Origin of the sequence: Paenibacillus sp. RRE4 (assembly GCF_031844205.1) — a bacterium.
Lineage (GTDB): Bacteria > Bacillota > Bacilli > Paenibacillales > Paenibacillaceae > Paenibacillus > Paenibacillus xylanexedens_B.
Map to the genome: position 1 here is coordinate 106,506 of NZ_JAUZUT010000006.1, position 23,941 is coordinate 130,446.

The following is a 23,941-nucleotide window of genomic DNA, read 5'->3' on the forward strand; positions in this document are numbered from 1 at the left end:
GCGTTCTATTTTAATACTTCGTAATCTCGGTAATCTCTTAAAATTCCTCGTACTCACTCGGGTCTTGATTCCACAACCGCCCATCTGCACGATTAAACGAGGCAATGACCTGCATCTCCTCATCGTTCAACTCAAAATCAAATAGTTTGATATTCTCTTGCTGATGCTCTAAGGAACCTGCCTTCGGAATTGGAATAGAGCCAAGCTGAATATGCCAGCGCAATATAACTTGTGTAGGCGTTTTGCCGTGCGTTTCTGCAATGCGAACAATATTCTCGTCCTTCAAAATATCCTGCAAAGCATCATTCCCACGTCCGATGGGACTCCATGACTCGTTGACAATGCCATGCTTGGTATCCTGCTCCCGCTGCTTCGTTTGGTCAAAGAACGGATGCAGCTCAATCTGATTCAGACTTGGCGCGACCCCCGTCTCCTGGATCAGTCGTTCATTGTGCTCAGGAAGGAAGTTGCTGACACCGATGGAGCGGATGTATCCGCGTTTTTTTGCTTCGATTAAAGCTTGCCACGCCTCCACATACATGTCTTTCTTCGGATTAGGCCAGTGGATCAGGTACAGATCATAATAGTCCAGATCGGCTCTGTACAGCGATTCCTGAATCGCTACCAGCGCTTTGTCATGGGCATGATATCTGCCCGGCAGCTTAGAGGTAATGAGCAGTTCCTCTCTCGCGATGGAGCTTTGTTTGATCGCTCTACCAACGGTAGCTTCATTTTCATAGTTATACGCCGTATCAATCAAGCGATACCCTGCATCCAACGCAGACGCAATGGACTTAACTCCTGCTTCCCCTTTCAAGCCGTACGTACCAAACCCAATCGCAGGCACTTTCAAGCCATCATTCAACGTGTACTCCGGGATATGATTCATTCGAGAACTCTCCTTTGTAAAAGACGGTATGATCTTTCCTGAGCATGACTGGAAATATAAAGCATTCTCTCGTTATTCTACCCCTTCACGTCGGCTTGAATCAATCAAGGCGCATCCCCAGTTCTATTTTCCATCCCCTATAATTAGATCTGTAATGATGTCCAGCTGTTTCTCTACCGCAATAGGGTCACTTGGAAGGAACTGATCAAAATCAATAGAGTACACATGGCCTGATTTCCCCGCTGGTGTGGCACCGATCAACTTCTGTACATCCTTGAGCTTGTCCTCCGCTCCCTCATTCACCGCAAGGAACAGACGGTCACCGATAAATTCGGGAATGACTTCGGTGGAGACCTCCCACGTTTCGCCATGAATGACGTCCGACTCTACCTTGGCTGCCGGCTTCAGTCCAAGATATTTATAAATAATGTTGCCACCCATATTGGTATCTCCGTATACAAAAAGGGCATCTGGACGCACGTTTAATATAGAGAACGTTTCATCCGCACGTACATAAGGGCTAATTTTCGCTTTGTACGCTGCGATTTTGGCTGTAAACTTTTCATTCCACTGCTTGGCTTCTTCCTGTTTTCCGAGGATATCCCCAAACATCTCTATATCTTTGATGGGTTCGTTATTCTGCTCGATCACAATGGTTGGGGCAATCTTGCTCAGTGCATCATACCCACCCTCCACAATCTCGGCTAATGCAGGTGTTGTTACAATCAGATCCGGTTGCAGGGACAGAATCTTCTCCGCATCTGGCGGAATGCCGATATCGGTAATTCCTGTTTTGTCACTAATATGCGGGTTGTCCAGAACATATGTCGTTGTGCCCACCGGTTTCACACCGAGTGCGATCAGCTCACCAAGATGAAAGAAACTGACAACACGCTGTGGATGCACAGGGATGTTGGTCTCACCTTTCAGGTGTTTATAAATTCTCGTTTCCGCGGCAGTGCTATCTGATGCGGTCGCCGTTGCTGTTTGGCTTGCAGGCTCTTGAGCTGCCGCAGCCCCTCCTGTGGAATTGCTTGCCTGACATGCACTAAGAATCAACGATGTACATAACACCATCATCGCTCCAAAAGCAGGCCTTGAAAATCGAAACATGGATGTATCCCCTTCCTCACTCAATTGATAATAAGACTCATTCTCATTATGAGAATCAAAAGGAAGGTATGCAATGGACGATTCCAAACGGCGTAATGGATTATTCTGAACCTCAGCGGCTCGCGGCTTATGTTCCGCGCGAAATTGAAGCGGGGATTGACCGGTGTGTTTTTTAAATAATCGACTGAAATAATAGACATCTGCATAACCTACCTTGCTTGCAACATCCTGAATCCGTGCATCCGACTTCAGAAGTAGCTGTTTGGCACGGTGAACACGCTCATGAATCAGATATTCGATCGGCCCTAGTCCAATCTGATTGCGAAATAAACGCGATAAATAACTCGTGCTGCACTCATATCTAGCAGCCAGCTTCTCCGCTGTAATAGACTCCCTATAGTTCGCTTGAATATATTTGATAGCGTCGGTCACTATGTTGATTTTAGTATGCTCTGTATGTGCAAGTGTCTGGAGGTTTTGGCTCAAAACCTCGTATACCAAAGGCAAAAAAATGGATTGGGCTTGCAGCCGTTCTAACGACTCACTGCTTTTCAACAGAGCTCCCACCGCTTCACATTTTTCCTGAATCGGCAGCATAGCATTGGGTGTAAACCCGTAAGACAGAGCTAGGTTCCCCTGATCCTCCGACGATGCAGGTAGCTCTGTATATAAAACCAAATAACCAGCCCATTCCTGATTGTCATTGGGTACTACAAAACTCATGTTGTTATCGGCTCCTCCGTGGAAAATGTAAGGTGCGCGACATCGATATATTTTATCGGACATCCCGATCTCGATCTCTCCACGCGTAAGAATAAAGAAAAAACCTGTGCTTGCCTCAAGCTTGAGCTCGGACAAATTAGGGGCTGGATTACCCTTCACATGATATGACTGAATAGACTGTAAATGTGCAGTCGCTCGACTCCACTGCTCGATATAAGCATTCCAATCTATTATCCTCTCCATCAACATCCCCCCTGTCTGTACGTGTACTGTATCTCGAATTCTATGAAGTGAGTTATTCTTTACCTGTATATTGAAGCAATAGCGATTTTCAGGGGAAACGTTAGCATTCCTCATCATCCTCCCATACTCGCCTCATTCTATGTCCTTAAAATATGCCCTATTATATCACAGACTAAAAGCCATCAACCGGAGAGGTTCATGGCTATTCTAAATATCTTCTGAACTACGTAGTGTAACTATATTAGCGCTACTTACTGGAGCTATTTGGAGCTACATCATGAAACGATGCAAGAATTGGAGAGTCACTCCCAAAAAGTGCTTGATGGATAGGATACCCCATTAATATTCTCGCACGTATTCTTTATTTTCCTTGAGCTGTACAATGTCATGCCCTGTTGGATTCTGGAAGGCACGCAGCCCAAACGTTGATGCAACTGCAAAGATATGGTCAAAAATATCTGCCTGCACATTCTCGTATACAGCCCAGTTGGTGTCATTGCTAAACGCATAAATTTCGAGAGGTAGTCCGCGATCCTCCGGAGCAAGCTGTCTCACAATCATCGTCATATCCTTATTAATCTTCGGATGATGTCGCAAATATTGATGAATATACTCACGGAATACACCGATGTTAGTGAGTTGTCTGCCATTTACGTTGCTTTCCCGATTTACCTGATGCTCTACGTTGTACGCTTCGATTTCTTTTAATTTCGACGTGACATAATCGGTGAGATAGTGGATTTTTTCGAATTCAGCCACCATCTCTTCGTCACAAAATCGGATACTGCTGATATCGATAAAAATGCTCCGCTTAATCCGTCTACCACCGGAAACCTGCATGCCTCTCCAGTTTCGGAACGAGTCAGAGATCAGCGCATAACTCGGAATCATGGTAATCGTCTTATCAAAATTCATGACTTTCACTGTGTTCAGCGTAATGTCGATCACATCGCCGTCCGCATTGTATTTCGGCATCTCAATCCAGTCGCCTACTCGCACCATATCATTGGAAGACAGTTGCACACCCGCGACCAGACCCAGAATGGAATCTTTGAAGATGAGCATCAATACTGCTGATAAAGCCCCCAGTCCACTGAGGATAATCAACGGATTCTGTCCGACCAGACTGGAGATGACGATAATGCCGCCGATAATAAACAGCACAATTTTGGCTACCTGAATATAACTCTTGATCGGGCGGATTTTAGACACTTCATAGGTACGATAGATATCATCGAACACGTTCAGCAATGCATTCAGCACCGTAATCATGATAACAATCATGTAGGTCATGGCCGCTTTTTCAATCAAAGCCTGATAACCCGGGAAAATGTAAGCCGTATAATAGATGATAATAGCCGGTACAAGGTGTGATAGTCGCTGGAACAGCTTTTTCTGAACAACGATATGCCCCCATTTGAACCGGTTATGACTCACAATCCGATGCACGGCCTTAAGTACAAGTCGTTTGGCAATATAATTAGCAATCATCGAGATCAACGCAATAAAGATAATCATAATTACACTGGAAAAGTATCCAAGGGAAGGCTCAGTCATACCGAGTTCCGTTAACTGTTTTTTGATAAAATCCATAACTTCCTCCTGACGCAGTCTAGTTTAGCCTACTATTATAGAGTAGATTCCTGTACGAAGTAAAATTCCTTGCCTGGTCACACGGATGGGCTAATGTGCATAGGCTGGGGTTAACAATTGAACCCGAATCTTGTGCATTGGAGATGTGAACATTGAATCAATCCAAAGGTAAGGTGAAAACCACCAAAACACAGCAGGTTCCGATGAAAAATCATTCGCCTGTCAGCTTTGTAACCGAACTGCCGCCCATCCGTGGACAGGTGCGGACATCTGCTCTTGCCTCCACCCCGCGCAGCAAATCGATATCGGTGGTGAAGGACGCACCTTCTTCGATCCAGACCTGTGTCGATCGTGCTTTTCGTATTCCAATCTTTTTGAGTACAACCAATACAGTCAACGATGTACAGGGCCAGTTTTTGAACCGTCTCGTATTAGAGATTGAAGATGCGCTGTTATTCCCGCGCACACTGCCTGTTAGTGAACAATACCCGGAAAATATTCTGACGAATATCCGGCGGCTGGTATTTTCCAGCTATGGTCTGCTTGCTATCAATTTCCGTAGATTTTATGTGGAAATTCTTCGCTCCAATGTAGGCGATCCGCCAACGACAACACCGTTCTGGGAAGGCTCCACCTTTTCGCAGATTGAACCTGCCATGGCATTCCAATTCGGCATCCCGATCCTGCTGGTACGAGAGACAGGAACGGACGTCAGCAACGGTATCTGGGCAGGGGGGATTACCCCACTTAACATATTCGTCGATTGGGATTCTGACAACCAGTCCGTTGATGATTTTTTCAACAGTGTACAGTGGAGAGAGGTCTTTGCCAATTGGACGGCTGAGGTTAGAGGCAACTATCTGCTGCGGACAGAGCCCATGTTCAATAACCAATAACCAATAACCAGTAAGTACACAACACTGGGTGAATCCGAACGACTTAAAAGCGAAGCCAGGCAAAAGGTCGACGGTACACTGCACATGGGATATTTCGATCCGTCAAAGGTTAAGTCCGCCAGACCACGTACACCTGTAACCGAGCTGTTGACTTTGATCGACTCCATATATTCATGCCAGAATTACTGTGAACAGACAGGGCAGCGAACAGGGCAGGCTACAATAAATTAAAATACTCCCCATGAACGGTGTAAAGATCATGTTTACGATGACCTGTCCGCTTCAGTGGGGAGTATTCGGGTTTTATTTTGATACCTGTATATTCACTTTAACGTATTACATGTCTAACAATTCGCTCACCGTAACCAGCCGATATCCCTCTGCCGTCAGTTCTTCTACCAGCATACGCACGGCCTCAACAGTCTGGGAACGATCGCCGTATCCGTCATGGAAGATCAATACACTGCCGGGTTTTACCACGGAACGGGTATGCTCCAAAATGTGCTCAACCCCGGGATTGTCCCAATCCTGTGCACCGCCGTTCACCGCACCGATCGTCCGGTAACCACGCTCCGCAGCCAAAGCCAGAATGTCCTCATTCACGCCAAAATAAGGCGGGCGGAAGCTGCGGGCAGCATTGCCCGTGACTTCTTGAACAAGGCGTTCTGCTTGCCGCAATTCTTCCCCGGCCTCTTCCAGCGTAAGTTCGGTCAGGTTCGGATGGGTGTATGTATGATTGGCGATCTCATGCCCTTCACGGTGCACCTCTGCCGCAATATCCGGATACGCCTCCATCTCCTTGCCAATCATAAAAAATGTCGCATGCCCGCCTGCGCGGCGGAAGATTTCCAGCACTTGATGGGTGTATACCGGATGTGGGCCATCATCAAACGTAAAAGCTACAACCTTTTCCTGTACAGATACCTGCTCAACTAACTGCGCCATCATGTAACCACATTCCCCTCTCGGACTGCTCGGATCAACTCTCCCTTATTATTCCACGGCTGTAAGCCGGGGTCTAGTGTAGTCGTCACATTTTATGGAGTGGTGATCTGAATACCATTGCGTCCTCTGTCCCTTTTCCGCGAAGCAAGTTCGCCCCAAGGATCAGCCTTTGATCGCGCCCGCAATCATACTCTTCTGCACCTGTTTGTTCAGGAGCAGATAGATCACAACCGTCGGTACGGTCGTAATCATCAGACCCGCGCCAATGATGCCCCACTGCGTAATGTACGTTCCAACCATGGACATCATGCCCACCGTCAGCGTCTGGTACGCCGTGTTATTAATAAACGTGACCGCAAACATCAGCTCATTCCAGCACGACAAAAATGTAAATATCGCTACCGTGGAGATCGCCGGAGTTACGAGTGGCAGAATAATGGAGAAAAACGTGCGGTAAATCCCGCATCCGTCCATAACGGCAGACTCCTCCATCTCTCTCGGGATGCCTTTGAAAAAGCTACCCAGGATGAAGACCGCCATCGGAATGCCGAAGGCTACATAAGGAATGATCAAGGCCCAGTAACTGTTGAGCAGACTCAGGTTTTTCAAAATAATAAATAACGGCAGCAGCGCCGCATGAATCGGCACCATCATCCCGAGCAGAATCAACGTCATCGTCAGCCCGCTGAGCTTCCAGTTCATTCTTGTAATCGCGTACCCCGTCATCGAGGACAGGATCAGCACCAGAATAATGGAGACCGCCGTGACCAGCACGCTATTCATAAAATAGTTCAGGACATGCCCATCAGAAAGTGCCTTGGTATAGTTGCTCCATAGAAAAGCTTTGGGCAGTCCTGCCACGTCACCGCTGAAAATTTCACTGTTGTCCTTTAGGGAAAACAGTGCCAGCCAGATCAGCGGATAGATCTGAATGACGGCGATCAGGATCAGAAACGCCTGCAATAACACTTTGCCGATAGCTCCGGTGAGGGAGCGCCGAGGCTGGGACTTTTTTTGCAACATGATATTGTTAACCGTACTCATACGTCTTCCCTCCCTCTACTCTGTCTTGAACAACGAATTAATAAGGATCGTACACACCAGACATTCCACGATGATAAAAACAGAAATGGCACTGCCGTATCCGTACCGGAACGTGTCAAAAATCGTAGCGTACATCAGCGTACTCGGCACCTCTGTACTGTAAAACGGCCCGCCGCCTGTCAGTACATAGATCAGGTCAAACACCTTAAACGCCCCAATTACGGAAAATACAAGACACACCTTCAGAATCGGCTTCATCAACGGGATCATAATGGACCAAGCCACACGCATCCGGGAAGCACCGTCGATTCGAGCCGCCTCCAGTACATCCTGGGAAACGGATTTTGCGCCAGCATACATCAGCAACATATGGTATCCCATGTACTGCCAGAGCGTTGGAATGAAGGAGGCCGTCAATGCTGTTTCCTTCTGACCCAGCCAATCCTGCGCCCAGCTGGAGAGACCGATGTTTTGTAAAAGCACATTCAACAGACCGTAATCGGCATTATAAATTTTCGACCATAACTGGGCAATAACGACCGTGGAGATCAGTACAGGAATAAAATATACGGTTCGGTAAAAGCCCTCGCCTTTGATGTTAGAGGCCAGAATCAGCGCCAGCACCAGTGAGATTGGCAACTGAATGAATACAGAGGCACCTGCAAATAGCAGGGAATTTTTGATCGAGTTAATTACTCGGGTATCCTTGAACATCTCCACATAGTTGTCCAGACCGATAAACGCGCCTTTCCCAACACCATTCCAATCAAGCAGACTGTAATAGCTGGAGACAAAGATCGGAATCAGCACAATGCCGCAGAACAATATCAGTGTAGGTAATACAAAAACGGCAATCGTCCCTTTATTGGAAAATACAGAGTTCATTGTACTTCTCCTCTCAAAGGCGTGACCGGGAACTCCCGGATCACGCCTCGTTTGGGCATTATTTTGATGGTTATATAAGTTGAACCAATGATTTTACACAATCCACTCCGATGACAGAATAACCTTACAATCGCTGTTATCCCCAGATTTTTCGAATCCCTTTTCTAAAGGGAAAAATCCGGTGATAAAGGCGAACGCTTCGCTTTTCCAGGTTTTTTCTGTCCTCTCCGTTCAAGTGTAAAGGAATAGTTCAATTTATATAGAAGGTGGCAGAGAGAGCTAGTTTACAAGTGTATATGCTTTCAACCTTCGTAGAAACTTCGAAAGAGTGCGCATGCAGCATAAGCCTATACTTGCTTGCCTGTCTAGCCTACAGACTTAACTCCGTTGGTTTCAGCTGCGCCATCTGTTTACAGAACTCCTCTGGCGTCACGTCACCAGCCAGTAGCTGTGCGATCAGATTTTTATGTGCTTCCGCAGACTCGGCTGGCAGAATGTTATCCCACCAAGCGATAAACGAGGTGGCCGTTTTCATAATGTCCGCCGCGGAAAGATCGAGTGAAGACAAGCTGGAGGTGTCGAGTGAATCGGTTTTCCAGCTTGGCAGTCCCGCTCCCGCCAGGAAACCTTGTGTGCCGAGCTGCTCGCTCAGATACATGAGGAATTCCGTAGCTTCCTTCGGATGCTTGGTCGTCTGGCTGATATAGAAACCATCCACTGCTCCGCCGAAGATTTCAGTGCTGGTGCCTTTGCCATCCTCAAATACCGGGAACGGAATCACCTTCACTTTGCCTTTGACTGCCGAAGCAGACGGGTCTTCAATACCTGCATTCACCCAGTTGGCTTGGAACATCATTGCTCCTTTACCTGCATTAAATGCCCCAAGCATCTCGTCATAACTCATACTGAACATACTGCTGTTGAATGCTCCGGCTTGTGCCAGCTGCTGCATCTTGGTCGCCGCCGCGACAAAGTCTGGTGAATCCCACTTGGACGGATCTTTGAACGCCTCGATCACCGCCGCATTCCCCGCTTGGCGCATCGCAATCATGTCGTACCAGTACATGCCCGGCCAGCGGTCTTTCTCACCAATCACAGCCGGGGTAATTCCTGCCGCTTTTAGTTTGGTGACCGCATCCAGCAGCTCGTTATATGTAGTCGGGATTTTGGCACCTGCCTGCTCGAACAGTTCTGTATTCACGTAAAGGTTGGCAATGTGTGTGTACACAGGCAGGGTATAGATTTTGCCATCCATATTAATCGCTTCTGCCATCCCTGGACCCATACGTTCCTTGATATCGTCCGTCAGATAACTTGTAATCTCCAGTACGTTACCGGATTTAATATAAGGCTGCATGAAGCTGCCCCCGCCCATTCCGTAGAACAGGTCTGGTGACTCACCAGCTGCGATGGATGTTTTCACTTTCGTTTTGTATTGTTCACCTGTTGTGCCTGTACGCTCAACCTGGATATCGGGATGCTCGCTGTTCCATTTCTCCACAATCTCAGGTAGCAGTTTGGCTGACGGGTCTGTTGTACCAACCGATTGATCCCACAGCGTCAGCTTGATCTTACCGTTGCTTTCCCCCTGTGCTCCGCCGGATGAATCGGACGAACAAGCTGCTAAACTACCTGCAAGTCCCACAGCCAGAAATAGACTTAAAGATTTCTTTAATAGCGCTTTCATCATATGACCTCCCTGATCTTTTTATTGGTTCTATCCATATTTTAGTAGTGGTTCGCACTGCGCTCCATTTAGAAAACAGGCATCGACTTGTAATATTCGAACACAATTGAAAGCGCGACCATTTCGAAATGTAAAGGGTTAATTTCGCACGTTCCGGTATTCGTTCATGGAGCGACCGAACTGTTTTTTGAATAATACGCTGAAATAGTGCGGGTCCGGGATGCCTACCTGCTCCCCAATCTCATACCCTTTCAAATCCGTCTGCTTCAGCAAGGATTCGGCCTTTTTCATACGAAGCTGCGTTAAATATTCGACAAACGTCTGCCCGGTTTCTTTTTTCATCAAACGCCCCAAGTGACCCGGACTTACGTAAAAAGCCGCGGCTGTACTCGACAGCCCCACCTCTGCATTGCTCATCTGCTCTTCCAAATACGCCTTGACCTGATCGATTAAATTGACTTCCTTCGCTTGCCGTTTAGCTTTAATCACACCTGATATGGCCCGGACATGTTGCTCCAGCATCGCCCTCAAGTCTGGTAAATGCTCTGACATCAGCATCATGGCAACAGCTTCCTGGTTGAATACCTGCTCACCCTCAAGTTGCTGCTCCATGGCTGCACGTTGGCATTCGGTAATTACATCCATAGCCGCCATGCGGAACTGTGCTGGATTGGAAAATGGGGTAGCAAGGATCTGTTGAAGTAAAGACACAGCCTCCTCTCCCGCACCAACGCTAATGCAGAATTGCAGCTGCTCTAGAAGCCCTTTATCCGAGCGATACGGCTGACTTCGTTTATTGCTTTCGATCACGAGATCCTCGAAGCAGATGACCTGATTTTTCCCCACAAACGTCTGGTAATCCAGAGCACGACATGCTTCACGGTAAGCGATGCAGACTCTCTCCCACCCGGAGTACAGCTGTCCAATCCCTATTGTTACGTCTGCCTCGGAACCGTCAACTTTCAGCAGACATCGAAGTTCTCCCAGAATTTGCTCAGCTTGCTCGGTTAGCTTGGCATCAGGGTGGGTCGCAAGGATGACAATACGATTGTGTGTGTCCATGACAATGATTTTGTATATATCCTGCTGGTAATAGGCCTGTACGTGCTTCAAACCATTCATACGCATCAGGATCTGAGCTTCCTCTGTAGAAGTCTCCGCTTGTGAAGATAACGCAACCTGTACCTCAATGATGGCTACGCGAGACTGCGGGTTGTCCGCAGCGATTGGAATGTCGAAGAAACGCACCTGTTCCCGCACCTCTTCCTCATGCAACACGCCTTGTAGCCACTGATTCACAAAACGTTCCTTGAGGTACGGCAGACTGCGCTTCATCTCCTCCCGCAGCTTGGACAGCTCATATTCCCTTCCTCTCTCCTGCTCGATAGCTGATCGCAGCTTCGTGGTAACCTGTAATAACTCATCAGCTCGAATCGGTTTCAAAATAAAATCGGATATGCCCAGCTTCACACTCTGACGTGCATATTCAAATTCATCATGTCCCGTCACCACTACAATTTTGATGTTCGGGTAATGCTTCAAGATGATACCGCTCAGCTCAATGCCGTCCATCTTGGGCATATAAATATCCGTAAATACAATGTCCGGTTGTAGCAACTCTACCTGCTCTAAGGCTTCTGCCGCATCACAGGCTTCGCCAACGATTTGCATGCCTTCTTCCTGCCAATCGATGCGCATACGTAGTAAATTTCGGATGAGATACTCGTCATCCACGAGCAGTACTTTTAATGGTTCCATGTTCCAACGTCTCCCTTCGGGATCGTAATGGTTATGGTGGTTCCTTTTCCAACCACACTCTTAAGGTTCAATACATCTTCGCGGTCATAAAAAATACGCAGCCGCTCCATCGTTCCCCACAGACCAAAGCTTGCATTCACATTGGAGTTAGACTCTGACTGCTCCTGCACAGGTCGGATGAAGTTGTCCTTTTCTGTGCGCTGAATCTGCTGCACTTGTTCCTCGGACATCCCCGCACCGTCGTCCGTAAGTGTTAGGGTAATGCTCTCTCCCGATTGCTGTGCCTGAATACGTATAATGCCCGAGCTACCTTTGGCGCGAATGCCATGATAGAGTGAATTTTCCACCAGGGGTTGGAGTACGAGTTTGGGAATCAGCACCTGCTCACAGTCCGGATCGATATCGTACTGCACCTCAAAAACACCCGGATAACGCACCTGTTGGATGGTCAAATAATGACGTACAATCTCAACCTCTTCGCGTAGTGTGATGACCTCATTGCCTTTGCTCACACTCAGCCGATAATAACTTCCGAGTGCCTCCAGCATCTCGCACACTTTATCGTTCATACCCGACATCGCCAGGGAAGTAATGGAGTCGAGTGTGTTGTACAGAAAATGCGGTTTGATCTGTGCCTGGAGCGTGTTCAGCTCCGCTCGGCGGATTGTCTGCTGCTCCTGAATAATGCGACTCAGCATCTGCTCGATCTGCTCAATCATCTGATTGTAGCCACTGTACAGCTGTTTGAATTCGTAACTGTTCAGCTCCACTTTCACTTTGCGGAAGTTGCCACTTGGTGCTTTTTGCATGGATCGGAGTAACTTATGAATCGGCTTGATGACGCTACGAGAGATAATAAAAGAACTGACAAAAAAGACAGATCCATTCACCGCCAGTAGCATGAAAGCAAGCAGAACCAGAGATGTGTTGCGGGTATCTGTTGCACGGTATGGACTCATGCTGATGTATTTCCACTGATCTTCGCCTGCTGATCGGTAGGTCACCGCGTAATCTTGTCCTCCGGAATGTAGAGTCAGAACGCCTGAAGGCTGTTCCTGAAACGCCTGTTTTAACTTCGCTTGATTCGTCTTCAGAATCTCTTGCATACTTGCTTGTTTCTGAGCCGTGGACGAGGATGCATCAGATGGATTTGCCTCTTCGGATGCTATAGCTGTTGGAGTTGCGGTATGTGCGGTAGATTTTGCAAAGGCTTTAGATGTTAAAGATATCGAAGAAGTTGTAGATACTGTAGCTGTTGCAGCATCTAATGCGGTAATCTTTTCCTTATTCGTCATGGTGTTTGTTGCCGTATTTTTAGTGGCATTCGATGCAATAATCTGCTGATGCTCGTCCAGAATGGCTACCTGAAATGAATCGGATGCCGGTAGGTTGGCGTAAGCCTGCGCAATGGACTTCTCTTTGATGTTCATGACCAGAAAGCCGAGTGGAGAGGTGTCATCCAGGTCGCGCATTAAACGAATAAAAGAGACCACTTTCTCTTTTTGTTTCTCATTTTCATTTTTTTTCTCTTTTTCTTTCCCCTGTTCTGTTTCCTTCTCCGTCTCCATTTCTAAACTTCTACCGTTGGCCGGGGGCATGCCGACATTTTGACTGTGGGTTATACTGTTGGTATTTATGCTGTCCATGTTGTTAGTATTTTCGTTTTCATGAATTTCTCTATTAAGTTGCTCAGTACCTCGATCATTATTGTTCGAGTTCTTGCTCGTCACTTTGTTAACAAATTCATGATTAGGAGCGTTTTGACGTTTATTTTCTTTTACATCTGCCCGTGTGTATACAGTGTTGTTAATGTTCTCTGCCACCGTTCCGACTCCGGCTTCCTTTTCGTTGCTGTCACCGCCATTCAGCCTGAGCAGGTATCGCCCTTTGTAATTCAGAGCTTGCTCATACCACGGTGCATCCTTCACATTCGCTTCGAGAAAAGCTGGCCACTGCTGTGTGCCCACCGAAAAACGGTGTCCCGAGTTGTCGTAAATGTAAACCGAATCAATAATTGGAACCGCTTGCATAAGATTAGTCAAATACGAACTAACCTTGAATTGCATCTGCAAATTAGAATATACATTGCCTTGCCTTAGCAGGTTCTGCAGGTTCTGATCGGAGAAAATCATTTTCGAATAATTGTTCACATTCTCGATCATCAGATTTACATTCGTCTGGATCGACGTAATCGTCTGCAGAGATGCTTCGTTGATCTTCTGTTGCGCGTCATTTTCCGAAATACGGTTCAACACCAGCGCACTAAACGCCACCGTTAGCAGAATAATAACAAAGTACGCAAAGGGAATTTTAAAGGCGAGTGTTTTGGGTTTCCGCTGCATAAACTCTCTTATACGTAACATCAGATTTAACTTCCTGCTCAATACAGGACCCTCCATTCTTCTAAAATTTCCGAGAGATTCACGCTCCCTCGGACTGCATACAATTGTATATTATATGCCTGGATCTGGAAGAGCCTCAACACCTTTTATCGCATTGTGCTGGTTTGTATTGGTAGAGAGGTTGGGCGTTAGGTGGAAAAAAGCTGAACTCGATATGGATGTGCCTTATTCGGCATAAAAAAACGACCTCCACGGTTAACTGTGAAGATCGCTCATATTGAATACGTAGTTCAGATTATAGCGAGAATTCAGTGACACCCTTTTTGGAGGCAAATTTCAGCGTGTAGCTGCCTTCAGTGCCGTAAGGCATGGTTGCAATGAGGATGCGGGTGTAATCCAGCCGACTCTCTCGAAGTACTTTTTTGACCAATGCAATGCCCTGCTCTTCATCCGTCACCACACAGAAGATGTTCATCACGTATTTCTTCGGATCAGCCACGCTGCTTCCTATGTCGCATCCATCCACTTCACCCAGTTCATGCTGGGTTAGAGCAGTTTCAAGATATTCCATGACCTTTTCCTTCAACCACTGATCACGTTTGCTGCCATTGGCACTCTTTAGCGGGTATTGCACGACAAGCCAGTGTTTTTCAGTCATTTGGAATCACCAACTTCATTTAATATTTTTGTTCTTCTTCACTTAAACTGATCTGGATACACCGCTAGCTCCAACTGCTCATCTAAAGGAATCATATCACTAATGGGTTTAAAGCTTAAACGAATAATCCGTTCATTTTCTTGAGTGGTATATGGATTAAATGCATTATTAACACACCCCATCAATTCATTGTCTAATCGAAGACATAACGTTGGTTCCGTTTTTGAGAAATTCATTGAATTCAATTGAATTGTACGGATGTTCTTATTGTTATTATCTATATAATGTATCTCAGCATGTTTTAAATCAAATACAACGCTCCAAAAGGTTAACGTTGGCGGATTTTGCTCACCAACCCATCCCCAATCTTCGTTAGAAGATGGTAATACCGATAACTCTTTCAACACATAAAAAGCTTCATCCGTTAAGATCGGGGCTTGTTGCGCATCTGATATTACCCGTTCAACATGGCGGTAAGCCAGCGTGAATCGATCAAGAGAGTTCACTTCTTGGGAAAGCTTGGATATTGGTATTGTCAGGAACTGTTCGGCATATTGTTTAGATATTTTGAAGCTACTATTAGATAAAGCAAAGTAACTCTCATCATGAATAACTTGAGCAATACCATGAACAAACTCAATCAGAGCAACATTTCCTAGTGCATCAGCAAGCGTATAATGCAGCGCATATAACGATTTTACAATTCTGATCTCCTCCAGATGATCAACTACTTCTGCTACCGTTGAAAATTGGTCTAGTTGATATTGCATCCATTGCAATTCATTCATCACAGCCCGTTCATCTTCTTCAGGTAATTGTCCCTCATCATGATACAACATTGCAACAGTTAATCCCTTTTCATTCATCCCACTGATCGGCAGCTCTCGGCCAAACTGTGTAAACGTAACACTTCCGTAATTTGAAATCCACGTTTTACTTTTTTGTCCTTTTAGTTTCAGTGACTCTTTTTGAACACCGCGTTTGCCCACTACAATCAGCCCATGACCATAATAAAAATCATAGTTTTGTCCTAGCAACATAGAATGATCATTTTGAAGAATAAAAGTAGTACACATTCGAATCCCTCCGATATAAATTGTGCCTGATGGAGTCCCGTTCTCTCCTTCGACTTATCCTATCAGAGATATGCTTGCTCCCGTTTGATACTCCTTGCTACATTTCACTTTATAGAAAAAGAAATATGCAGGACCGAATCTTGATGAAATGGACCTTTAAAATCAGCTCCATACTTCTCAAGGATGAAATCATTTGTTAAGTCATGCTCTGCGAAAGGAATGCGATAGCGATATAAAAACTGATATGTATCTATGATTTTCTTTTCCTCTTCGCTAAACAAAAATCCATGATGCGTATAGGTGGCAACTTTCACACCATCGATATGTTTTATTTTCATTCCATCTGGAACGTGTGAAGCATCTCTTACCTCATAGGCAATTAACTCTTTATAGGTCTCATTCTTATCTAATTCTTGGATATCATAGCATAGACGATATATTGTTTTGTCCGCTCGATTAGTGATCTTTTCTGCAACATCTAGAAAATGTAACATCGCTTCTGTAACGGTTGATCCTTCATCGTTAGTTGTCACTCGCTCTACACCAACTAAAGTTAGGTTTCGGATGTAATCCACATGTTCCAGAATGATTACCTTCCCGTTATATGCCTTGGCGTCTAGTCGCAATGCATCAACACGGATCTTTTTTGTAGCGAGCAATTGCCAATTCTCCGGCTTTAACTTTCTAAATTGAGCCGGAGGATACCCAAAACATTTCTTAAAATTACGTGTGAAAACTTCCTGTGAATGAAAACCATATGTGACTGCTGTTGTCAGCACATCATCATTGGTACGAAATAAATGTTCAGCAGCTTCACTTAATTTTCTTCGTTTTATGTACTCATGGATCGTTACACCCACTACTGATTTGAAGAGACGATAAAAATGGAATTTGGACATATGTGTTTTATTAATGGCTTCATTAACGTCCAAGTCCTGGTTTAGATGTATTTCTATATAATCAATGCATCTCTGAATATTTAGGAAATAGTCCATGGTAACCTCCCCACTCTTTTTACATCCTGAGAAATGTAGCCCCCCCCTTTCGCTTCCAGTCAGATATCGAACTTATTGAATAGTAAATTCGGCAACGGATGAACTGGTTCTCCCATTGAACTTCCCATTCACTTCACTTCCGCCTCCACTCCATTGAAGTGTATAGTCTCCTCCACGTAGTCCTATTTCGTAACCTTGTTCAAAATTTCTCCAAGTCAATGCTCCCATTCCGGGTATTTCTCTAGAAAAATATACTTTTCCGGTATAGTTATGTGTCAGACTAATGGAGACGGCTCGGCTACTGTAGTTTTCCATAGTAAGTTCAATATGGCCGTACCCCTTATTTATAGTAAAGTGCTTCTGCACAACTGCTCCTCCAGTTACGTTCTCCCCATTGGAGCCTCGAGTAGGATTAATCGATCGACTTGTCACCTGATCTGCAACAACAGGACGAGTAGCAGGATAACTAGATACCCCAGTTTCAAGGTTCTCCGTTTTAGTTTTTTGTGTACCCATCCCCATAATTACCACAGCAATACATAGAGTGACGAAAAGAATACTCCCCTTTCTCATAAAGTATATTCCTCTCATTTTCTTTATTTATGAAATATAATCTTACCATACCTAATTTTAGACATTAATAAATGAAAAGGATTATAATTAAGAATATGGGCCCCGATATGGACAACAATATAGGGAACTTATTTTTTTGTACTACTTGAACTAAATAAAACACCACGGAACCTGCTATAAAAATGAAAAATAGCGGCCAGTAGGCTATAGATGCCAAACCTCCTAATAGGATATATAACAAGAAACAAAATATATAATTTGCCTCTTTTTTATACTTAACAAGGATTGAGTATAAGATGACCCCCAATATGCAACTAACATAAACGTATAAAGCGATCATTCCAAGTTGAAATCTGAGATACTCATAGTGGATTGGGACCGATAATAGATAAATTAGAATGCTTATGAATAATGAACTGCCTGCACCTTTAAAGTATCGTATAAACATCAATTCGGGCTCCATTCTTTATATTTTAATGTACTTCGTTAATCTACAGAAAAACCACCAATCAAACACTGATTGATGGTTTCTTGACTATAATAGTAAAGTCGAGGGGGTTCAACCCCTGTCCCGAAGATAACGGCACATACAATTCTACTGGTGTAGTCACAGTTTGATGTCACCCGAGTATCAGTGATCCTTAAGAACAGAATTAGCCCATGCAGGTATGGACTCAACACAATAGAGCAAATTACCCTGTCTGATTTCCGCAACAATTAAAGGCTCGTATGTATTATCAATGATGATAACTTGATCCGCAATGGCTAGAGCTGGTGTAAGATTCTTCAATGACTGACCATATCGATAACGAATGTCTTCTTCTGCAATCCAATGTCCACCTTGTTCAACACGAGATGCAACTCGATCTATATGCAGTTGAACATCCTCAAGGCCGATATAGTAAACAACAATTTCGTAACTGTTTTCTTTTGCAATTTCCATATGTTTTAAAACAAATGATCCGGACAATGTCGTTTCAATAGCGAAGTTTACAACACTTTTAATGAGAGATCTGATCCTTTTTACAGCTTCCCTACCAGCAGATAGGTCAGCACTCCGTGGATTCTCTGGCTTCAACTCTCTAGCAATTTGATCCGGATCAACCAGTTCACCAAGCCACTCTCTCATCTGCATGCTGAGTGTACTTTTCCCTGCTCCATTGGTTCCAGCAAACACAGTCATGATTGGTCTGATTTCACTCATGATACTCAAACTCCTGGCGTTTCCCAGTAGCATCAAATTTAATTTCGAATTTATTGCCTTCAGCATCCTGACGAACGCGTTTGTTGTTCTTTATATAATAAATAGAGGCACCTGATTCTTTAGCTTGTTTCCGCGCATGTTGATTCGCCTTTTTTAAAATTTCTTGGAGCTGTTCTCGAGTTTCAAACATCTGGAGTCCCCCAATCTAAATTTATGCTTATTATATCATAAACAGAAAAACCACCAACCAGAACACTGGTTGATGGCTTTTGACTTGAATCTAATGGAGGCGAGGGGAGTCGAACCCTGTCCGAAGATAACGACACATAAGCTTCTACGGGTGTAGTCACAGTTTTGATGTCACCCGAGTATCGCTTACGAGTCATCTCAGTATCTATTTTTATTCCCCACCAGTTAATTTTCTATAAATTTCACCTACTAATTTAACACTATTATCCTTAAAACTAAAAATCGAATTAATTCTTGCGACAAGTTTGAAAAGCCGTTCGATGTTACCTTTATCTTCATTGTTTCCAATTTTCTCACGATTCATAATTACTGTTCCAAGTGTTGTTGCAATACTGTCGATAATGCCCTGTGTGCCATAGAATTTATATTTTAATAATGACTCTCTAACGTTATTTAGTTGATATATAAGTACTTTCTCTAGATCAACCTGTAATTTACTATTAACTATAGATTCTTCAAGTTCAGAGACCTCTTTAAGTAACTCAAGAATTTTTTCATTTCCAATAATCTCTTCAGAACTGTTTTCAGATAAATAATCTGCACAACTCTCAAGTGATTGCATTAAACTATTTGAAAAATGCTCCTTAAATTTATCCATTCCATTATTAACTGTTAATGGATTTGCATTAAAATAAATTTTAGCAATTCCTTCACTGGTCTGACCAAGAGTATTTTTATATTTTTCTAATTTTTTCGGTTTTAATCTTTCTAACTCATTTATTCCAATATTGCACATTTTGAATAACTCAGCGTAATTAGTATAGATTGAAACTCTATCATTCTCTTCTAATGAAAAAACCTTACTAAATGCACCTTCGGCATTGGTTTTACTAGTTTGTTTAAGTGTAGCAATCAAATTATACAGTCTTCCTACCACATTATCTGATTCAACTTCATTATAATTGTTACTCATGCATACTCTCCTTTTTTAGCAATCGACTCAAACTGTTTTTATTTATTTCAATTAAAGACTCAGCTCTATTCAAAACAACTCGATCTTATCTTTTTCCGTCTTAATGAAGCGGACGCATCGCAATTGATCCGTAATTCACAGCTTTTAGGCATCTTGTAAGATCACATAATTAACCAGATCATCATCGCTTATCAGATATCTTAATATGGATTTTCTCCTATGAAATGCTGCATCCGTAACTCCCGCTTGACTAAGTATTATTAGACTGAATACTGACTTTAATAGCCCCACCAATTGATTTAATTTTGTATCTAATCCCTCAATACTTTTTGTTGTCCGAAAAGAAGTATTGTAATATTCAGCTAGGCCCATTTGTGCGTTAGAATTCCCATGAACGTACAGACATGCCTTACTGTATTCGTCTTGAATAATCCCTATATTAACCTCTCTAATATGGTTAATAGTATTTCTAAAGCCAGACACACTCTCCATAAGTTCGACATAAGTTATGGTAGTGGTATCTGCAATATCTACAACTATTCTCATAGATTGCTCAATTATAGAACGGATATTTAGATAATAATATCTTAGTTCGCCCAGTTCTATGCTATTTAAGAGGTAATACAAGTCAGATAGCAAAGCTCTATATCTGTAGTCCGTTGGTAGTTGTCTTATTAGGTATTTAACTAATACAATCTTCTTGCATATATTAATAAAATAATTTTTCAGATGCTCTGACGAAGGTTTAAAATTATCATTAACAAAACTTTGTATCTCACCTTTAACAATTCTGAGTTCTTCGAAAGTAGGGTCATAGATTCTATTCATTTATTCCATCCATCCATTTATGCAAGCTGTTTTCAACTTTTTTTGAGATGGGTTTAACCTCACTGCCAGATTTAATGTAGTCTAACAATTTTCTACGGTATTGTTCATAAACGTTCTCTTCAACCATATATATATCTCTGATACACCTAGCCAGTATAGTAGTTCTTGATTTTAATACATATTCCTTATATGCGATATCAAAAACATTCTTCAGAAACGCAGAAATATCCTCGTTTCTGGGAAATACATCTTTCGAAAGGAGAATCTCCGTAACAATGCCCGTCATTTTATATCGAGGAATATTTTTTGATCGAAGTTCACTTTGATATAAATGAAACTGACCCTCCATGTCTATTCCCCTTTCAATCTAAGTAATAGTTCATACGATACTGCTCGAATATCCTCTAAAGATCGCTTATATTTTGTAGGTATAGGTCCTTGTAGCCCTACTTGCAAGTCTTTTACTATGCATGAATATCCAGTGAAGATATGTACCCCCTCGACATCTTCTTTTTCCTCAAAACTAGCCTTCATTCTCTCTTGTTTCTGAGACAACGTATCCTCCCTCATCGTATATACTAAACCAATGCAATTCAACTCTTTTTCTTCTTCTCTTGTTAAATTTCGTATTGCCTTTTGTAAAGATGATATACCAATTATAGAATATCTATCAATTCTATTAGGTATCAAATAATAATCAGATGCAAGTAGAGCACTGTCTGTGTAAATTGTTAAAGTAGGGGGACAATCAATAATAATAAGATCATATATTTCTCTAAGACGGTTATCATTAATGAATCTACGCAATCTCTTAACATGTGTGTAATCACTAGATTTATTCGCCAGAACGAGATTTAAATCACCACAAATAATATCTAGATTTTCTGTCAGTGATATAATTAAACTATCCTTAGTAGGGGATGAATAACCTTCTCTAAAATCGACTTGAGGTCTAAATAGCTTATTGATTGTTTTTTCAAGTGGTAACACATCGGCAAAATAATCACCACTATAATAGGCATCAAGCAGTGCCTGAGTTGCATTAAACTGTGGATCAACGTCAATAATGAGTATTTTCTTCTTTTCCTCATGAACGTTAGCTAGGTAATCAGCAACCCCAATACTTAGAGTAGTCTTACCGACTCCACCCTTCATATTAATAAAAGATATTATTTGACCGTTTTTTAAACTACTCACTTACTTCGCCTCACTTTTAAATAGTGTGATTGTATATTTAAGTACATGATACTACGCTTTTGGAGTTACGGAGAGGGGACCATATTAAAAGCCAATGCCAGCCTCAGCAACTCTGTAGACCTATTTATGTATAAAAAATGTTTTTTTTCTATAACCACCCTGTAAGTACCGGCATGATGCCATTCCCTTCTTTTACTTCCCATCTATATATAACTTAATAACTTCCAAACTAGAGATGAGTAACATTCCCTGCAATTCAACTAATTGCCTCTATGCTCATTTCCATAACCATTGGAAATATAATCCAATCTGTTCTCTAATTGCCCGGTCAGGGGGTCCAGCAATTACTTATACGAAGGTTCAGCTACACGCTAATTGAAACATTTTTTTCTATATACACATGTTCTCACATTGCCCAAAGTCTGTAAAGGTAGTCGTATATTTTTTTTGATACTAATGAACTATATTTATACTACTATGGTCCTATTCAACAAAGCATTATTATTTTTCAGCTACATTCTGCAGATTGGATTGCCACTACTATATTCAATAGCTCATAGAATTGTTAAGTAAAACATTTCTCTTCGTAAAAATTATTTAAACCGCAGAAAACAAAGAAAGACCGCCTAAATAGGCGGTCTCACTGATGCTACTAATGGAGGCGAGGGGAGTCGAACCCCTGTCCGAAGATAACGACACATAAGCTTCTACGGGTGTAGTCACAGTTTTGATGTCACCCGAGTATCGCCCTGTAACCGGCTATACGTTGGGTCAGCCTGATTGTCTTCTTCAGCACACCCCAGGCGGAGATGTGACAGCGTATCCCACTACTTGTTAGCCCCTAGTCCTGTCACATGGGCGATGCAGGGTAGAAGCACGCACACAGTTTCTTAGGCTGCGAAAGCGTAGTTTGTTTGTTGTTTGCCGTTTAATAGGCTTTAGCGTTGATAAAGCGGACGCGTCCCCACTACCCGCTACCCATGCTCGAACTATCCCCGTCGAATCCATAAACGCCCCCTCATATAAGAAGGGCTCCAGGATTAATCCGTGAATACGGAGCAAAGGTGCTGCACATCTAATCCCTCCAAGGTGAAAAGATGTTTCTTACATACTCGGCATTCCTGTCTGCTACATGAATAATCATATCACAGCCCGAATCACCGATATAGTGCAGATTGCTGGAAAGCAATCCAGTCTACTGAGCGCAGATGAAAGGTTATCCAAACTAGCCAACTAACCACGCCATCAGGCTCAATCGTCTACATATTATACCGCGTGACTCATCGGAAGTAAAGTTTACCCAGCTACAACCGTCGGTTTAATTAATTTACCCACCGATGCACAAATTTACGCAACCTACAAAAAAAAGCCTCACACTCACCTATACATAGGCAAACTGCGAGGCTCCATCGATTCCGAGTTTCCAATCATTCTCCGCTTATCGTATTCTGCCATTGACCAGCTGGGCCGTAAGCATACATCCCTACACCATTGCGAATCGACGCGAATTAACGTTAACAAAACGTAGCTCTCTCTTAACGCGCAACCTTCTGCTTCTCGCGCAGTGCACGCTGGATATCACGTTGAGCATCCCGCTTCGCGGCAGTGTCACGTTTATCATACTGCTTCTTACCTTTACCCAAACCAAGTAGCAGCTTCGCGTAGCCATTACGAATATAAATTTTCAGCGGCACAATGCTGTATCCATCCTGCTTGGACAATCCAAGTAGCTTATGAATCTGTACCTTATGCATTAACAACTTACGTGTGCGTGTAGGATCGAGCGGATTATGCCGATTGCCTTGTTCAAAAGGACTAATATGCATATTGTGAATATGAATCTCGCCGTTACGAATCGTTGCAAATGAGTCTCCTATGTTCGCACGGCCGTTACGAATCGACTTGATTTCTGTGCCCGTCAGCACCATGCCCGCTTCATACGTATCTTCAATGAAGTAGTCATGGGAAGCCTTTTTGTTCTGTGCAAGCACTTTATTCTGCCCATCATTCTTGCCCATGTCCTCACTCCTTCTTCGTAAAATAAACCCGTACCATGCTGTACCAGCATAGCATGCATGTTGCACCAAAAAACCTGTGCCAGACCTTAATTGTAGCAAGGACGGCTGTTAA

At 43.4% G+C, this 23,941-nt stretch carries 21 protein-coding genes and 1 other RNA gene; 1 reads left to right on the forward strand and 21 read right to left on the reverse strand.

What is annotated here, in order from left to right:
* Window positions 1–37 precede the first annotated feature (37 nt).
* The 3 genes from Q9R46_RS22735 to Q9R46_RS22745 form a co-directional block, all read right to left on the reverse strand.
* On the reverse strand, window positions 38–889 hold the full coding sequence (locus Q9R46_RS22735; RefSeq protein WP_311281909.1) for an aldo/keto reductase: 852 nt from the start codon (window positions 887–889) through the stop codon (window positions 38–40).
* A gap of 123 nt (window positions 890–1,012) precedes the next feature.
* Window positions 1,013–2,968: a helix-turn-helix domain-containing protein gene (locus tag Q9R46_RS22740; RefSeq protein ID WP_311281910.1), complete on the reverse strand. Its 1,956-nt coding sequence runs from the start codon at window positions 2,966–2,968 to the stop codon at window positions 1,013–1,015.
* Between the two features lie 339 nt (window positions 2,969–3,307).
* On the reverse strand, window positions 3,308–4,561 hold the full coding sequence (locus Q9R46_RS22745; RefSeq protein ID WP_090924269.1) for a mechanosensitive ion channel family protein: 1,254 nt from the start codon (window positions 4,559–4,561) through the stop codon (window positions 3,308–3,310).
* 152 nt (window positions 4,562–4,713) lie between these two features.
* On the opposite strand from Q9R46_RS22745, the gene Q9R46_RS22750 reads away from it, so the two are divergent.
* Window positions 4,714–5,457, forward strand: a complete 744-nt coding sequence (locus tag Q9R46_RS22750; RefSeq protein WP_311281911.1) for a hypothetical protein — start codon at window positions 4,714–4,716, stop codon at window positions 5,455–5,457.
* Window positions 5,458–5,793: 336 nt separating this feature from the next.
* Here Q9R46_RS22750 and Q9R46_RS22755 read toward each other — a convergent pair whose 3' ends face one another.
* The 18 genes from Q9R46_RS22755 to smpB form a co-directional block, all read right to left on the reverse strand.
* A complete protein-coding gene (locus Q9R46_RS22755; protein ID WP_311281912.1) occupies window positions 5,794–6,405 on the reverse strand; it encodes a polysaccharide deacetylase family protein in 612 nt (203 codons plus the stop codon).
* A 159-nt stretch (window positions 6,406–6,564) separates the two neighbouring features.
* On the reverse strand, window positions 6,565–7,446 hold the full coding sequence (locus tag Q9R46_RS22760) for a carbohydrate ABC transporter permease (RefSeq protein ID WP_311281913.1): 882 nt from the start codon (window positions 7,444–7,446) through the stop codon (window positions 6,565–6,567).
* A gap of 15 nt (window positions 7,447–7,461) precedes the next feature.
* Window positions 7,462–8,331, reverse strand: a complete 870-nt coding sequence (locus tag Q9R46_RS22765) for a carbohydrate ABC transporter permease (RefSeq protein WP_145335966.1) — start codon at window positions 8,329–8,331, stop codon at window positions 7,462–7,464.
* A 370-nt stretch (window positions 8,332–8,701) separates the two neighbouring features.
* Window positions 8,702–10,018, reverse strand: coding sequence for an extracellular solute-binding protein (locus Q9R46_RS22770; protein ID WP_145335964.1), 1,317 nt, complete (start codon window positions 10,016–10,018; stop codon window positions 8,702–8,704).
* A gap of 138 nt (window positions 10,019–10,156) precedes the next feature.
* Window positions 10,157–11,776, reverse strand: coding sequence for a response regulator (locus tag Q9R46_RS22775; RefSeq protein WP_311281914.1), 1,620 nt, complete (start codon window positions 11,774–11,776; stop codon window positions 10,157–10,159).
* Complete coding sequence (locus Q9R46_RS22780; RefSeq protein ID WP_397386404.1) at window positions 11,764–14,160, reverse strand: histidine kinase; 2,397 nt, start codon at window positions 14,158–14,160, stop codon at window positions 11,764–11,766. The genes Q9R46_RS22775 and Q9R46_RS22780 overlap by 13 nt, the downstream gene beginning before the upstream one ends.
* Window positions 14,161–14,413: 253 nt before the next feature.
* Entirely contained in the window at window positions 14,414–14,776 is a 363-nt protein-coding gene (locus Q9R46_RS22785) for a hypothetical protein (RefSeq protein WP_311281915.1), read from the reverse strand.
* Between the two features lie 38 nt (window positions 14,777–14,814).
* On the reverse strand, window positions 14,815–15,852 hold the full coding sequence (locus tag Q9R46_RS22790; protein ID WP_311281916.1) for a linear amide C-N hydrolase: 1,038 nt from the start codon (window positions 15,850–15,852) through the stop codon (window positions 14,815–14,817).
* Between the two features lie 104 nt (window positions 15,853–15,956).
* Complete coding sequence (locus Q9R46_RS22795) at window positions 15,957–16,847, reverse strand: AraC family transcriptional regulator (RefSeq protein WP_311281917.1); 891 nt, start codon at window positions 16,845–16,847, stop codon at window positions 15,957–15,959.
* A gap of 72 nt (window positions 16,848–16,919) precedes the next feature.
* Window positions 16,920–17,420 (reverse strand): hypothetical protein, encoded by a 501-nt coding sequence (locus tag Q9R46_RS22800; RefSeq protein WP_311281918.1) that lies wholly within the window; start codon window positions 17,418–17,420, stop codon window positions 16,920–16,922.
* A gap of 631 nt (window positions 17,421–18,051) precedes the next feature.
* Window positions 18,052–18,624 (reverse strand): ATPase, encoded by a 573-nt coding sequence (locus Q9R46_RS22805; protein WP_311281919.1) that lies wholly within the window; start codon window positions 18,622–18,624, stop codon window positions 18,052–18,054.
* Window positions 18,617–18,814, reverse strand: a complete 198-nt coding sequence (locus Q9R46_RS22810; protein ID WP_311281920.1) for a hypothetical protein — start codon at window positions 18,812–18,814, stop codon at window positions 18,617–18,619. Before Q9R46_RS22810 ends, Q9R46_RS22805 begins: the two co-directional genes overlap by 8 nt.
* A 210-nt stretch (window positions 18,815–19,024) precedes the next feature.
* On the reverse strand, window positions 19,025–19,786 hold the full coding sequence (locus tag Q9R46_RS22815) for a hypothetical protein (protein ID WP_311281921.1): 762 nt from the start codon (window positions 19,784–19,786) through the stop codon (window positions 19,025–19,027).
* Window positions 19,787–19,930: 144 nt separating this feature from the next.
* Window positions 19,931–20,614: a hypothetical protein gene (locus Q9R46_RS22820; RefSeq protein ID WP_311281922.1), complete on the reverse strand. Its 684-nt coding sequence runs from the start codon at window positions 20,612–20,614 to the stop codon at window positions 19,931–19,933.
* Window positions 20,607–20,963 carry a hypothetical protein gene (locus Q9R46_RS22825; RefSeq protein WP_311281923.1) on the reverse strand — a complete coding sequence of 119 codons (357 nt, stop codon included), beginning with the start codon at window positions 20,961–20,963 and terminating at the stop codon, window positions 20,607–20,609. The genes Q9R46_RS22820 and Q9R46_RS22825 overlap by 8 nt, the downstream gene beginning before the upstream one ends.
* A gap of 2 nt (window positions 20,964–20,965) precedes the next feature.
* Window positions 20,966–21,811, reverse strand: coding sequence for a ParA family protein (locus Q9R46_RS22830; RefSeq protein ID WP_311281924.1), 846 nt, complete (start codon window positions 21,809–21,811; stop codon window positions 20,966–20,968).
* Window positions 21,812–22,464: 653 nt separating this feature from the next.
* Window positions 22,465–22,829, reverse strand: a transfer-messenger RNA (tmRNA) gene (ssrA, locus tag Q9R46_RS22835).
* Window positions 22,830–23,346: 517 nt separating this feature from the next.
* Window positions 23,347–23,829 (reverse strand): SsrA-binding protein SmpB, encoded by a 483-nt coding sequence (gene smpB / locus Q9R46_RS22840; RefSeq protein WP_090924803.1) that lies wholly within the window; start codon window positions 23,827–23,829, stop codon window positions 23,347–23,349.
* Window positions 23,830–23,941 lie beyond the last annotated feature (112 nt).

Bases quoted from the DNA above. Each gene is read 5' to 3' on its own strand.
- Q9R46_RS22795 (WP_311281917.1), bottom strand. From the start codon at position 16,847: ATGGACTATTTCCTAAATATTCAGAGATGCATTGATTATATAGAAATA.
- Q9R46_RS22735 (WP_311281909.1), bottom strand. From the start codon at position 889: ATGAATCATATCCCGGAGTACACGTTGAATGATGGCTTGAAAGTGCCT.
- Q9R46_RS22790 (WP_311281916.1), bottom strand. From the start codon at position 15,852: ATGTGTACTACTTTTATTCTTCAAAATGATCATTCTATGTTGCTAGGA.
- smpB (WP_090924803.1), bottom strand. From the start codon at position 23,829: ATGGGCAAGAATGATGGGCAGAATAAAGTGCTTGCACAGAACAAAAAG.
- Q9R46_RS22740 (WP_311281910.1), bottom strand. From the start codon at position 2,968: ATGGAGAGGATAATAGATTGGAATGCTTATATCGAGCAGTGGAGTCGA.
- Q9R46_RS22815 (WP_311281921.1), bottom strand. From the start codon at position 19,786: ATGAGTAACAATTATAATGAAGTTGAATCAGATAATGTGGTAGGAAGA.
- Q9R46_RS22800 (WP_311281918.1), bottom strand. From the start codon at position 17,420: ATGAGAAAGGGGAGTATTCTTTTCGTCACTCTATGTATTGCTGTGGTA.
- Q9R46_RS22745 (WP_090924269.1), bottom strand. From the start codon at position 4,561: ATGGATTTTATCAAAAAACAGTTAACGGAACTCGGTATGACTGAGCCT.
- Q9R46_RS22785 (WP_311281915.1), bottom strand. From the start codon at position 14,776: ATGACTGAAAAACACTGGCTTGTCGTGCAATACCCGCTAAAGAGTGCC.
- Q9R46_RS22760 (WP_311281913.1), bottom strand. From the start codon at position 7,446: ATGAGTACGGTTAACAATATCATGTTGCAAAAAAAGTCCCAGCCTCGG.
- Q9R46_RS22770 (WP_145335964.1), bottom strand. From the start codon at position 10,018: ATGAAAGCGCTATTAAAGAAATCTTTAAGTCTATTTCTGGCTGTGGGA.
- Q9R46_RS22755 (WP_311281912.1), bottom strand. From the start codon at position 6,405: ATGATGGCGCAGTTAGTTGAGCAGGTATCTGTACAGGAAAAGGTTGTA.
- Q9R46_RS22765 (WP_145335966.1), bottom strand. From the start codon at position 8,331: ATGAACTCTGTATTTTCCAATAAAGGGACGATTGCCGTTTTTGTATTA.
- Q9R46_RS22825 (WP_311281923.1), bottom strand. From the start codon at position 20,963: ATGGAGGGTCAGTTTCATTTATATCAAAGTGAACTTCGATCAAAAAAT.
- Q9R46_RS22820 (WP_311281922.1), bottom strand. From the start codon at position 20,614: ATGAATAGAATCTATGACCCTACTTTCGAAGAACTCAGAATTGTTAAA.
- Q9R46_RS22810 (WP_311281920.1), bottom strand. From the start codon at position 18,814: ATGTTTGAAACTCGAGAACAGCTCCAAGAAATTTTAAAAAAGGCGAAT.
- Q9R46_RS22805 (WP_311281919.1), bottom strand. From the start codon at position 18,624: ATGAGTGAAATCAGACCAATCATGACTGTGTTTGCTGGAACCAATGGA.
- Q9R46_RS22775 (WP_311281914.1), bottom strand. From the start codon at position 11,776: ATGGAACCATTAAAAGTACTGCTCGTGGATGACGAGTATCTCATCCGA.